Origin of the sequence: Pseudomonas sp. efr-133-TYG-23 (assembly GCF_030209215.1) — a bacterium.
Taxonomy (GTDB): domain Bacteria; phylum Pseudomonadota; class Gammaproteobacteria; order Pseudomonadales; family Pseudomonadaceae; genus Aquipseudomonas; species Aquipseudomonas rhodesiae.
In genome coordinates this window covers 1-11,984 of record NZ_JARVSL010000045.1, presented here as the reverse complement: position 1 = coordinate 11,984, position 11,984 = coordinate 1, and the positions used below count along the sequence as shown (strand labels likewise).

The following is an 11,984-nucleotide window of genomic DNA, read 5'->3' as shown; positions in this document are numbered from 1 at the left end:
ACGCGGCGTGTGTATGAGGGGCCGCTTCGCAGCCCAGCGCGGGGCAAGCCCGCTCGCCACAGCAAGCCTAAAGCCCGCTCACTACACCTATCAGCCGGCCGGCTCTGCGCTGGCCTGCGCCTTGTCCACCAGTCGCTGTACCCACGCTGCATCCTGAGGATTGATGACGCCGTAACGGTCCGGCGGGGAAAAATGCCAGTGGTGCGCAAGCTCCGTCAGGCGCTTGTGTTCGTCGGCCGACAACCAGTACGTGGTGCGGGTCAACGGTATCGGTTCGCCATCGAAGCGGCGCCCGAGCATCACGTTGGTGCGGGGGGCGAAGGCCACGGCCAGGTTCTGGGCGGGGTGCAGTTGTTTGTCGAGGGCTGGCATACGTCCGACGCGGTTATAGGTGAAATTGCCGGGGTATTCTTCCTTGAGCACCAGCCAGTGGCCCGCCGCAGTCGTGGCCACGATCCACTGTGCAACTCCGCTGCTCTGGGTACTGCTCCACTCGCCATCCTTCCACTGCGTCAGCGTGTTGCAGTCCGGGTCGAAGTCCGACACCCACAGACACGTACCCGCCACCAGCCTGTGGCGCTCCAGTTCCACCACGCCCTGGCCCGGCATCGCCGCCCAGTAGCGTATGACCGGGTCGCGGCGGTCGCGCAGGTAGTTACGCAGCCCCCAGGCCACGATGACTATCAGCGTCACCAGCACTTGCCAGCCAAAGGTATTGCCGACGATGCGATCAACCGCCAGTGTCGGCATGAACGTGGCGCTCAATAGCCACAAACCCGTCAGGAATACCAGGAACGGTAGGACCGCGCCCAGACACAGCGGCGCCATCAGCACCGTGAGCCAGTCAAAGCGTTGCCCGCGCGCGCGCTCGTAGGCCCACGCCTGCTCCTCAGCGAGCATCGGTGCCTGTTCGCGTGGGGCGATGTCGGGATCGGGAGTATGAAAGCGCCAGTAGCGCGTGTAGGGGTCTTCGTTCATGGCGCTCATCATGCCTTCCCCGCAGGGGCAGCGACACCGCTGATGACGTCGATCAACACAGGCATTGCTCCAACTGCGATACAGTCATACGATGACTGATCACAACCATAAAAATAAAGGATCACCTGTGAACACACCCCTCCTCCTGGCTACTGCAGTCGTCTGCGGCCTCAGCGCCCACGCCAACGCGGCTACCTTCGCCTATATCTCCAGCCCCGGTGACGGGCTGATCTCCCAATACAGCCTGAACGAAAGCAACGGCGCATTGAACCTGGTGAGTCAGGTGGCGGCCGGCGATCAGGTCAACCCGATGGCCCTGAGCCCCGACGGCAAAACCTTATATGCCGCGTTGCGGGTCAAGCCATTCCAGGTTCAGGCGTTCAACATTGACCCCACCACCGGACGCTTGAGCGCAAAAGCCAAAGCGCCGCTGGCCGAAAGCATGGCGTACCTGGCCACCGACCGCACCGGGCGTTACCTGCTCGCCGCCTCGTATGGCGCCGACACCCTCAGCGTGCAGCCTGTCGATAAGGCCGAGCCGATCCTCACCTACAAGACCGGCCTGCACGCGCACTCCCTGCGCACCGACCCGAGCAATCGCTTTGCCTACGCGGGCAACCTGGGCACGGACCAGGTGCTGCAATACCGTTTCGATGCCGACACCGGCGCCCTCAGCCCCATCGGCAGCGGCTACGTGAGCGTGCCGGCCAATACCGGGCCTCGGCACCTGGCGTTTTCTGCCGATGGCAAATTTTTGTACGTGGTGGGCGAAATGAGCGGCACCGTCACCGCGTTCGCCATCGACCATAGCAGCGGCGCGCTGACCCGGATCGGCGTGGCCAATGGCATACCCGAGCGCTTGAACCTGGCGCCCGGCCAAGTGCGGGACGCCCGCAACAATGACTTGAAAGACGACCCCACACCGCGCATCTGGGCGGCCGACCTGCGTTTGTCGCCCGATGGCAAGCTGCTGTTGATGAGCGAGCGCACCAGCAGTTCGGTGTCGGCATTTGCGGTGAACACAGGCACCGGCGAACTGCGTTTCCTGGACAACTACCCGGTCGAAGAAAAACAGCCGCGCAACATCGCGTTCTCGCCGAACGGGAAATGGCTGCTGGTCACGGGTGAAAAAAGCCAGCAAGTCGGCACCTATGCGGTAAACGCAGGCGGTGCCTTGAACCGCGTGGGTGAAGCCGCGTCGGGCAAAGGGGCATTGTGGATCGAGGTGTTGAGCACTTCGGCGCACTGACCCCCAGGGCTGAGCACACTTGAAGGGGGAAGGAGCAAGCCCCCTCCCCCTTCGGTTCAGCTCAGGCGGAACCGCGCCGTGTTATCGCTCAGCGCCTGGCTGCCCTTGCTCAGGGTGTCCGCCGCGCGGTTCACCGCGCGGGCGCCGTCAAGCAAGCGCCCGGCGGCCTGGTCGACTTGTTGGATATTGCCGCTGACTTCATCCGCCGTGGTCGCTTGTTCCTCTACCGCCGTGGCGATTTGCGCCAAGGTGTCGGTGACGTTCTGCACCGCGCCGGCGATCTCGCCCAATCGCACGCCCAGCCCGGTGACCGATTCGGCATCGCTCAGTGCTTGTTCGCACGCGGCGCCCATCAGGGTGACGGCCTGGGTCACGGTGGCGCGCAGGCTGTCTACCGTGCCGGCGATCTGCGCGGTGGATGCTTGAGTGCGTTGGGACAGGCTGCGCACTTCATCGGCCACCACCGCAAAGCCGCGTCCTTGCTCACCGGCGCGCGCCGCTTCAATGGCGGCATTGAGCGCCAGCAGGTTGGTCTGCTCGGCGATACCGCGGATGGTGTCGACCACCGATTGAATCTGCTGGCCCTGATCGCTGACTTGCTGCAACGCTGCAGCGGTGTCGGTCAGGCGCTGGTTGAGCTGCTGGATGCTGGCCGTGGTGCGCTCGCTGTCGCGGCTGCTGTCCTCGGCGATGCGCCGGGTTTGCTGGGCGCTGCCGGAGGCCTCTTCGCAACTTCTGGCGACCCCCATGGAGGTGGCGGCCAACTGCGTGGCGGCGGCGGCGATCTGGCTGATCTGATGTTGCTGGTCTTCGACTTCGCTGAGGGTGCTACCCGATTGGGTGTTGAGGGTGATCACCGCCGAGCCGAGCTGCTGGGTTTCGTGATTGACCCCCAGCAGGCTGGTGCGCAGTTGCATCACCGCCACGTTCAATGCCGTGCTGATCGCCGCCAATTCGTCACGCCCCTGCACCGCCACTTCCACGCACAGATTGCCGTCGCGCAGGGACTCGGCCAGGGTCGTGATGCCACTGGCGCTACGCCGGATAGAAGCTTGCAAGCTCATAAACAAGTACAGCGCCGCCAAGGCCAGCAGGCCGAATGTCGCCGCCACCGGGATAAATTGCTGCAGTGAGCGATCGTGGTAATACGCCAGGCGCGCATCCAGGGAATTGAGCGACTGGTTGCGCAGTGCGCCGAGGCTGCTCAGCATGGCGTCGACACTGCGCTCGAAAGCGGCGGTGTCGAGTTTGATCGTGCCGCCGAACACGCCGTCGTCCAGCACTTTGAGTTCGTTATCCAGCACCTGCAGGCTGTTGTCGTACTGCGCGGTCCACGGCTCCATACCCGCGTAGGGCTTGGCCTTGAGCGATACGGCGGCCTTGATCAGTTGATCCCGCGCATCACCGATGCGGCTGCGCAGGTCACGCATCTGCAAGCGGCTCTGCAAGGTGAACTGCCCCGACGCGATGGACGACTGGCCGATACCCGCCATGCGGCCGATGCGCTCGATCAGGTCGGGCGTCTGCTGCGTGGCGATTTGCATCGTCAGGTAGGTTTCCAACCAGGGGTCGAGGATCAGGCCGGTATCCAACGCGATCTGCTCGCGCAATGCCTGCATGGCACCGAGCGCCGACGTGAAGCGGTCGTAGCCGTCCGGCCACCAGCCGACGGTGCGCAGGGATTGGCTGTCCAGGCCCTTGACCGCGCTTTGCAAGGTGTCAAAGCGTGCCTGAATGTCCGCGCTGACGTCCTGCGCCTTGAGTGTTTCACCCAAGGTTTGCAGGCTTTGTTGGATCGGCCCGTAGTTGGCATCCAGGGCGGCCATGGCAGCCTTCGCGGCGGGTGTGGGCTCGCGCAGCAGGTCCACGGCCTTCCAGCGCGCAGCCAGGTTGCGCTGGGCGGTCAATTGCGCGTCCAGGCTATCGAGCGCCAATAACTGGCGGACACCGGAGCGCTCGCTGGAAATCACGGTTAATTTTTCTCGGTAATCCTGACCGATCATCCACAAGCTACCCGCCAGGGGCAGCATGAACAGGAAAAACAGCAGTTGGAATTTTCGCGCGAAACCAAACTGTCCGAGCAGGCGGATACCGGGTGATAACAAACTGTGCATGTCCGACTACTCCCTCAAACCACCCAGGCGGTGCAGCGCTGGGGGAAACCTTGAAATGACTAACGGCAAAACGCCATGTCATTGATTATTCTGGGACTAGCAAGATACGGGCCGTTGAGCCACAGCCCCGAAACAGGGCAGGCGATGTGCAAAAACGCGCCGTAGCGTGCTCGAAAATGGGGCGAAAGCACTCAGTCCTGGCAGTGACGGTGTCACCGCCGGGGACGACAAGCACGGGGATGTTCGGACAAGCACACGCTTCAACCATCCGCCGTCATAGGCAGGCTATCGGCTGCCTACGGCGCAAACTTGAAGACGCGATGAGGGGGGCTTAACCCAGCAGCTCACGGATCCATTGCACTTGCCGGGCGATGTGTTGTTGCTTGCCGTGTAGAGCGCCCTGCTCCGACTGTTCAAGGCCTGCCAGCACCTTTTGCTTCAGACGCAACGCCCGCTGCCATTTGGCCAAAAACACCGGGCTGCGTGCCTGCATCTGCAGTGGGCCGAAGTACAGTTGTTCGGCGCTGTAGGCCACCGGACCGGCGCGTTCGGCGACGATGATTTCGTAGTAGAAGCGGTTTTCGTGCACCAGCTCTTCGTTGAGGATCGTGTAACCGGTATCCATCAACCAATGGCGCAGCGGTGCCTCGCCGCCATTGGGTTGCAGAACCAGGCGTTCGCGGCCGCTCAAGCGCGCCTTGCCTCCGTCCAGGATGTCGCGAATCGTCTCGCCGCCCATGCCGCACAGGCTGATCGCGGTAATGCCGTCGTCGGGCTCGATGGCCGCAAGGCCGTTGGCCTGGCGCACGCTGATGTGCGCTTGCAGGTCGTTATCGCGCACGGTGCGCTGGGCGGCGTGGAACGGCGTGCTTGCCAGCTCCCCCGCAACCGCCGCGCTGATCGCGCCACGACGCAACAAGGCTACCGGCAGGTATGCGTGGTCCGAGCCGATATCGGCCAGGCGCGCGCCCGACGGCACGTTCGCCGCCACGCGCTCCAGACGCATGGATAAAGTGTGTTCGTTCAATTGAGGGTCCTATGGGCGCGTTCGAGCGTCTTACTCCCCGGAAAACCGGTCCCGGCTATTGGTCAGGTGCAGCACCATGGCTGCGCGGGCCGCGTCCGCGTCCTGACGCTTGATCGCGTTAAAAATCGCCTCATGCTCCAGGTGCGCCAACTGCCCCAGTTTGGCGAAGTCCGCACCACCGCGCTCGGCGCCCTTGACCAGGCTGCGCGGAATCATGGCGCTGCCCAGGTGCTGCATGATCTCGGTGAAGAAGGTATTGCCGGTGGCTTCGGCAATCAGTTGGTGGAAGCGTTTGTCTTCTTCCACACAACTGTCGTTGTTGGCCAGGGACGCCTGATAGTCATCCAGGGCCTGGCGCATATGGGCCAGTTGCGCATCGGAGCGTCGCCCGGCAGCCAACGCCACCGCCTGCACCTCCAGGCCCAGGCGCAGCTCCAGCATGTTGCGCACACTGGCCACCGTGTCCACATGCAGACGCAAGCCTTGCTGGGCGCGCGGCTCCAGCACAAAGGTGCCGATGCCGTGGCGCGTCTCCACCAGCCCGGACGCCTGCAGCTTGGAAATGGCTTCACGCACCACCGTGCGGCTCACGCCGTGTTCGAGAACGATGGTGGATTCGGACGGCAGTTTTTCACCGGGTTTCAACTGCCCCAGCAGGATGCGCTGGGTCAGATCATCGACCACGCCTTGAGCCAGGTTGGTGGAGCGTTTGCGCGGGGTGGCTGGGGGTTGGATGGGCATTGCGACGGGTCCAAGGGGTTGGGCTGGGGAGAAGCTTAACATTCTGCCTGTTCGGCGTGACACGAATCCGAAACCCTCTTACTTGTATGACAACATCACACATTAAGCTCTATTAGGGTCCTTTGACAGAGACCACACTCCGGGCTTAACAACCGCCAAAAAACCAATGAAAGCTGATAAATAACCAAAAAACCCACTGGATAGCGGGCTTTATAAGAACAAATCCCGAGCAGTGCATTGCGATCCCAAGAAAACTACTTGTATGATGTCTATCAACAAAGCATCCAAACCCGCATAAAAATAATCAGGGGGAGTCTTGAATTGTGAACAATTCAAACCACGCAGCTGTTGCTTCAGAACGCAGTCCGGTCCTCGCGCGCGCCGTGAGCAAAGTGAAGGGCCATGTGCTCCCACTGTTCGTGATCATGTTCATCCTCAACTACATCGACCGGGTCAATATCGGCTTCGTGCGAACGCACATGGAGCATGACCTAGGCATCGGCGCGGCCGCCTATGGCTTTGGCGCCGGGCTGTTTTTCATTGGTTATGCCCTCTTCGAAGTACCTTCCAATATGCTGCTGCAAAAGGTCGGCGCGCGTATCTGGCTGACCCGCATCATGTTCACCTGGGGCATCGTCGCCACGCTGATGGCGTTTATCCAGAACGAAACCCACTTCTACATTCTGCGTTTTCTGCTGGGAGTGGCCGAGGCTGGTTTCTTCCCAGGGGTGATCTACTACTTCACACGCTGGCTGCCGGGTGTGGAGCGCGGCAAAGCCATCGCGATTTTCCTCAGCGGCTCGGCGGTGGCCTCGCTGATCTCCGGCCCGCTGTCGGGTGCACTGCTGCAGATCGAAGGGTTTGGCCTGCACGGTTGGCAGTGGATGTTCGCCATCGAAGGCCTGGCCTCGGTGGCCATCGGGTTCTTCGTGTGGTTCTGGCTCGATTCCAAGCCCCACGACGCCAAATGGATGAACCGCGAAGAACAGGACGCACTGGTGGACGCCATCGACCAGGAACAACGCGAGCGCGAGGCACTGACCAGCGTCAAGCCGACCCTCGGCCAACTGCTCAAAGACCGCCAGATTCTGTTGTTCTGCGCGCTGTACTTCTGCATCCAACTGACCATTTACGCCGCAACCTTCTGGCTGCCGAGCATCATCAAGAAGATGGGCGACCTCAGCGATGTGCAGGTGGGTTTCTTTAACTCGATCCCGTGGCTGATCTCGATCATCGCCATGTATGCCTTCGCCTCGCTGTCGGGCAAGTTCAAATTCCAGCAGGCCTGGGTCGCGGCGGCGCTGTTGATTGCGGCGGCGGGCATGTTTATGTCCACCACCGGCGGGCCGATCTTTGCCTTTGTGGCGATCTGCTTCGCGGCGATTGGTTTCAAGTCGGCGTCTTCGCTGTTCTGGCCGATCCCCCAGGGCTATCTGGACGTGCGCATCGCCGCGGCGGTGATCGCGCTGATCAACTCCATCGGCAACCTGGGCGGCTTTGTTGCACCGACCACGTTTGGGTTCCTGGAGCAGACCACCGGCTCGATCCAAGGCGGCCTCTGCGGCCTGGCCGGCACCTCGGTACTGGCGGCGATCCTGGTGTTCTTCGCCAAGACCACGCCCTCGTCCACCTTGACCGCGCCCGGCACAGTGCCCAGCGCCGCCCTCAGCAAACCTCTTTAAGCTCAATCAGGAATCTGCCATGACTACGCCAATCGTCACTCACTTTCAGGTCATCCCCGTGGCCGGCCACGACAGCATGCTGCTCAACCTCAGCGGCGCCCATGGGCCGTTCTTTACGCGCAATATCGTGATTCTCAAGGACAGTAGCGGCCACACCGGCGTCGGCGAAGTACCCGGCGGCGAACGCATCGGCGAAACCCTGGAAGACGCGCGCAGCCTGGTGATCGGCCAACCCATCGGCCAGTACCAGCGCATCCTCAACCGCATGCGCAGCACTTTTGCCTCGCGGGATGCCGCCGGGCGTGGCCTGCAGACCTTTGACCTGCGCATCACCATCCATGCGGTGACCGCCATGGAAGCCGCCTTGCTCGACTTGCTGGGGCAGTTTCTCGAAGTGCCGGTGGCCGCACTGCTCGGCGAAGGCCAGCAGCGCGATGCGGTGAAAATGCTGGGCTATCTGTTCTACGTCGGCGACCGTAAGGCCACCGACCTGGCCTATCGCAACGAGGCCGACAGCGACGATGCGTGGTTCCGCCTACGCCATGAAACCGCCCTGACCGCCGAGGCGGTGGTGCACCTGGCCGAGGCGGCCCAGGCCAAATATGGCTTCAATGACTTCAAGCTCAAGGGCGGCGTGCTAAGCGGCGATGCCGAAATCGAAGCGGTCACCGCACTGGCCGAACGCTTCCCCGAGGCGCGCATCACCCTCGACCCCAACGGCGCCTGGTCGTTGAAAGAAGCCATCCGCCTGTGCCGCGACCAGCACCACGTACTGGCCTATGCCGAAGACCCCTGCGGTGCCGAAAACGGTTACTCAGGCCGCGAAGTCATGGCCGAATTCCGCCGCGCCACCGGGCTCAAGACCGCCACCAACATGATCGCCACCGACTGGCGCCAGATGGGCCACGCGATCCAGCTGCAATCGGTGGACATCCCCCTGGCCGACCCGCACTTCTGGACGATGCAAGGCTCGGTGCGCGTGGCGCAGATGTGCCACGAATGGGGCCTGACCTGGGGTTCGCACTCCAACAACCACTTCGATATTTCCCTGGCGATGTTCACCCAAGTGGCCGCCGCCGCACCGGGCGACATCACCGCTATCGACACCCACTGGATCTGGCAGGACGGCCAACGCCTGACCCGCGAGCCGCTGAAAATCGAAGGGGGTTATGTGAAGGTGCCGACCCGGCCCGGCCTGGGGGTAGACATCGACATGGACGCCGTGGCCCACGCCCATGAACTGTACAAAGGCATGGGCCTGGGCGCGCGGGATGACAGCGTGGCGATGCAGTTCTTGATTCCGGGGTGGGGGTTTAACAACAAGCAGCCTTGCCTGGTGCGCTGAAGCCTTCAGGTAGAGCGGATAAATGTGGAAGGGGCGGAGCGACGATTCGACTTGCTCCGATAGACACACGTATCCACACAAGTCTTAAAGGCTAACGCATAACCCTGTGAGCGGGCTCGCTGTGGTGAGCGGGCTTGCCCTGCGCTGGGCTGCGGAGCAGCCCCATTCCAGGCGATGTGATTTCAGCTGACACTCCGAGGTGCCTGGGTGTGGGGCCGCTCCGCAGCCCAGCGCAGGACAAGCCTGCTCACCACGGAGTTCACGGCCTCTCCCCAGAGCTACTCACGCTTAGCTCCGCTTGGGCAATGTCCAATTCGGCCGAATGAAGTGGCAGGTATACCCGTTGGGTATCCGCTCCAGGTAATCCTGATGCTCCGGCTCCGCCTCCCAGAACTCCCTTGCAGGCTCTATCTGCGTAACCACAGGCCCCGGCCATAGCTGGGAAGCATCCACGTCAGCCGCGGTGTCTTCGGCAATCTCCCGTTGCTGCTCGCTCAGGTAGTAAATCGCCGAACGATAGCTTGGCCCCAGATCATTGCCTTGCCGATTCGGCGTGCTGGGGTCATGGATCTGGAAAAAGAACTCAAGGATCTGCCGGTAGGAAATCACCGCCGGGTCAAACACGATTTCAATCGCTTCGGCATGGTTGCCATGGTTGCGGTAGGTGGCATTCGGCACATCGCCGCCGGTGTAGCCGACGCGCGTGTGCAGCACGCCGGGGTAGCGTCGCAGCAGGTCCTGCATGCCCCAGAAGCAGCCGCCGGCGAGGATGGCGGTTTCGGTTGGGTTGGTCATGGTGTGTCCTTGCGCTTGGTGGATATGGGGATAGTTATGGGGTGATATCGGGCAATACCAAGCTGGATCGCGGAAAAACGACCGCCGGGTCACCAATCGCCTGCCGTATCTCCCGAACATCACGCGCCGGCGATGCACCAAACTGGCGTAGATACTCGCGGCTAAACTGCGACGCACTTTCATACCCCACTGCAAACGCCACGTCAGAGGCCCGATGCTCGCCGGCCAGCAACAGCTGGCGAGCTTCCTGCAATCGAAGCTGTTTCTGATAGCGCAGAGGGCTGAGGCCTGTCATCGACAGAAAGTGCCGATGCAGGCTTGCCCGGCTCATGCCACTAGCCTCGCACAACGCCTCGATACGCAGTTGGGCGGTGTAGTTATCTCGGATCCAGGCGACGGCGCGGCGGATGCTGGCCAAGGCACCGTCGGGTTGAGCAATCTGTCGCAGCAACCGGCCCTGAGGGCCCCGCAGAAGACGGTAAAGCAATTCCCGCTCGACCAGCGGCCCGAGCACCGAGATATCGTCCGGCGTGTCGAGCAAGGCCAACAAACGCAGCAACGTGTCGCGCAGTGAAGCACTCATCGGGTTGATCGTGATGCCGATGCCTTTTTGTTCGCTCTCGCGAATCGAAGGCATGTTCGCCGCCAGGTCCGCCAGCAAGGCGGGGTCCAGCACCAGCGAAACCGCCACATAGGGCTCGCCCCCTTCGGCATCGAGGATTTGCCCGCTCAAAGGCAGGTCCAGAGCGCTGATGAGATAGTGTTTACTGTCGTAGCTCAGCAGCTGGTCGTTGATCGCGACGCGTTTGGCGCCTTGCAGGATAAAGCAGACCATTGAGCGATACAGGCATGGCGCCTGGTCGGTGGTGCCTTGCCCGACGCAGAGGTCTACACGCGGGATCGGTGTTGTCGTCAAACCCGGAGGCGCGTGGCGTAGGGCAATTTCTAGATGGGGTGCAAGGTTGTCGTTCATGGGCCGATTATGCCGGCGCCCTGCCATCCTGCAAGACGATTGAGACAATCAGGCAATGAATTGAGCGTATCGGACGTGGGTTATAAACCCAACACTGCCTATCGTGAGCGGGTCAAGAAAGCGCCAAAAGGCGCGCTCATCCTTAGCAGAGATAAACCATGCCCCATCCAATCGCTCTCATCACAGGCGCCAGCCGTGGCCTTGGACGCAATATGGCCCTTCACTTGGCCAAGCGCGGCGTCCACATCATCGGCACCTATCGCAGTGGCGCGGCAGAAGCCGATTCGCTAAAGCAGCACATTGAGGCCCAGGGCGGCAAGATCGTAATGTTGCCGCTCGACATCACCGATACCGCCGGCTATGAGACTTTTTCACGCGCAGTGACCGAAACGTTGAAGACCGACTTCGGCCGCGAGCGCTTCGACTTTCTCGTCAACAACGCCGGCAATGGCCTTTTCGCCAACTTTACCGATGCCACCGAAGAGCAATTTGCCTCGCTCGTCGCTACGCACCTTCGTGGGCCGATCTTCCTCACGCAAAAGCTGCTGCCCCGACTGGAAGACGGCGGTCGGATTCTTAACGTGTCCTCGGGTTTCGTGCGTTTTACCCTACCGGGATACAGCCTCTACGCGGCCGTAAAAGCCGCCATCGAGGTGCTGACCCGTTTCATGGCAGTAGAACTGGGCTCGCGCCAGATTCGGGTAAATGCGATTGCTCCCGGCGCCATAGCCACCGATTTCGGTGGCGGTGCGGTGCGCGACAACAAGGACGTGAACGCCTATGTGGCGCAAGGCATCGCCCTGGGCCGCGTCGGTCTACCGGATGATATAGGCGCTGCGGTTGCTGCAATCCTGTCCGATGACATGGCCTGGGCTAATGGGACGACGTTTGATATCTCGGGCGGGCAACTGTTGTAGCTTGGTTGTACGGGATCATTTTGGATCCCATCGGGGCAGAGGTATCTAAACCTCTTGGGTGAAAACATCACCTGAGAGATGAGGTTCCTGTGATGAGCAGACTTGCTGTGCTCATACATGGACGCCCCCAGTATGCCAAGCACTCAATTCGTGAAAACACAGA

Annotated in this window: 10 protein-coding genes; 4 read left to right on the top strand and 6 right to left on the bottom strand. The window is 61.8% G+C overall.

Annotated features, from left to right (window positions below; all coding sequences use genetic code 11):
- Window positions 1–90 precede the first annotated feature (90 nt).
- Window positions 91–987 carry a hypothetical protein gene (locus QRN41_RS24845; protein WP_243269860.1) on the bottom strand — a complete coding sequence of 299 codons (897 nt, stop codon included), beginning with the start codon at window positions 985–987 and terminating at the stop codon, window positions 91–93.
- 82 nt (window positions 988–1,069) lie between these two features.
- Here QRN41_RS24845 and QRN41_RS24840 point away from each other — a divergent pair, with 82 nt between their 5' ends.
- Window positions 1,070–2,227, top strand: coding sequence for a lactonase family protein (locus QRN41_RS24840; RefSeq protein WP_167418666.1), 1,158 nt, complete (start codon window positions 1,070–1,072; stop codon window positions 2,225–2,227).
- Between the two features lie 56 nt (window positions 2,228–2,283).
- On the opposite strand, the gene QRN41_RS24835 is transcribed toward QRN41_RS24840, so the two are convergent.
- From QRN41_RS24835 to QRN41_RS24825, 3 genes are all read right to left on the bottom strand, one after another.
- The gene (locus QRN41_RS24835) at window positions 2,284–4,341 is read right to left on the bottom strand and encodes a methyl-accepting chemotaxis protein (protein ID WP_167418665.1); all 2,058 of its coding nucleotides are present in this window, start codon (window positions 4,339–4,341) and stop codon (window positions 2,284–2,286) included.
- Window positions 4,342–4,672: 331 nt separating this feature from the next.
- Window positions 4,673–5,368: a tRNA (adenine(22)-N(1))-methyltransferase gene (locus QRN41_RS24830; RefSeq protein ID WP_167418664.1), complete on the bottom strand. Its 696-nt coding sequence runs from the start codon at window positions 5,366–5,368 to the stop codon at window positions 4,673–4,675.
- A gap of 30 nt (window positions 5,369–5,398) precedes the next feature.
- Window positions 5,399–6,109: a FadR/GntR family transcriptional regulator gene (locus QRN41_RS24825; RefSeq protein ID WP_034114601.1), complete on the bottom strand. Its 711-nt coding sequence runs from the start codon at window positions 6,107–6,109 to the stop codon at window positions 5,399–5,401.
- Window positions 6,110–6,432: 323 nt separating this feature from the next.
- Between QRN41_RS24825 and QRN41_RS24820 the strand changes: the two genes are divergently transcribed.
- Window positions 6,433–7,791 (top strand): MFS transporter, encoded by a 1,359-nt coding sequence (locus QRN41_RS24820; protein WP_167418663.1) that lies wholly within the window; start codon window positions 6,433–6,435, stop codon window positions 7,789–7,791.
- A gap of 19 nt (window positions 7,792–7,810) precedes the next feature.
- On the top strand, window positions 7,811–9,136 hold the full coding sequence (gudD, locus tag QRN41_RS24815) for a glucarate dehydratase (protein WP_167418662.1): 1,326 nt from the start codon (window positions 7,811–7,813) through the stop codon (window positions 9,134–9,136).
- 288 nt (window positions 9,137–9,424) lie between these two features.
- On the opposite strand, the gene msrA is transcribed toward gudD, so the two are convergent.
- Both msrA and QRN41_RS24805 read right to left on the bottom strand, forming a co-directional pair.
- Window positions 9,425–9,931 (bottom strand): peptide-methionine (S)-S-oxide reductase MsrA, encoded by a 507-nt coding sequence (msrA, locus tag QRN41_RS24810; RefSeq protein WP_123478950.1) that lies wholly within the window; start codon window positions 9,929–9,931, stop codon window positions 9,425–9,427.
- 34 nt (window positions 9,932–9,965) lie between these two features.
- The gene (locus tag QRN41_RS24805; protein WP_167418661.1) at window positions 9,966–10,904 is read right to left on the bottom strand and encodes an AraC family transcriptional regulator; all 939 of its coding nucleotides are present in this window, start codon (window positions 10,902–10,904) and stop codon (window positions 9,966–9,968) included.
- Between the two features lie 158 nt (window positions 10,905–11,062).
- Between QRN41_RS24805 and QRN41_RS24800 the strand changes: the two genes are divergently transcribed.
- Window positions 11,063–11,821, top strand: coding sequence for an SDR family NAD(P)-dependent oxidoreductase (locus QRN41_RS24800; RefSeq protein WP_094064872.1), 759 nt, complete (start codon window positions 11,063–11,065; stop codon window positions 11,819–11,821).
- Window positions 11,822–11,984 lie beyond the last annotated feature (163 nt).

What these genes read in the sequence shown, in the direction of transcription:
- QRN41_RS24840 (WP_167418666.1), top strand. Translation starts at nt 1,070, where the DNA reads ATGACTGATCACAACCATAAAAATAAAGGATCACCTGTGAACACACCC.
- QRN41_RS24825 (WP_034114601.1), bottom strand. Translation starts at nt 6,109, where the DNA reads ATGCCCATCCAACCCCCAGCCACCCCGCGCAAACGCTCCACCAACCTG.
- QRN41_RS24800 (WP_094064872.1), top strand. Translation starts at nt 11,063, where the DNA reads ATGCCCCATCCAATCGCTCTCATCACAGGCGCCAGCCGTGGCCTTGGA.
- msrA (WP_123478950.1), bottom strand. Translation starts at nt 9,931, where the DNA reads ATGACCAACCCAACCGAAACCGCCATCCTCGCCGGCGGCTGCTTCTGG.
- gudD (WP_167418662.1), top strand. Translation starts at nt 7,811, where the DNA reads ATGACTACGCCAATCGTCACTCACTTTCAGGTCATCCCCGTGGCCGGC.
- QRN41_RS24845 (WP_243269860.1), bottom strand. Translation starts at nt 987, where the DNA reads ATGAGCGCCATGAACGAAGACCCCTACACGCGCTACTGGCGCTTTCAT.
- QRN41_RS24835 (WP_167418665.1), bottom strand. Translation starts at nt 4,341, where the DNA reads ATGCACAGTTTGTTATCACCCGGTATCCGCCTGCTCGGACAGTTTGGT.
- QRN41_RS24805 (WP_167418661.1), bottom strand. Translation starts at nt 10,904, where the DNA reads ATGAACGACAACCTTGCACCCCATCTAGAAATTGCCCTACGCCACGCG.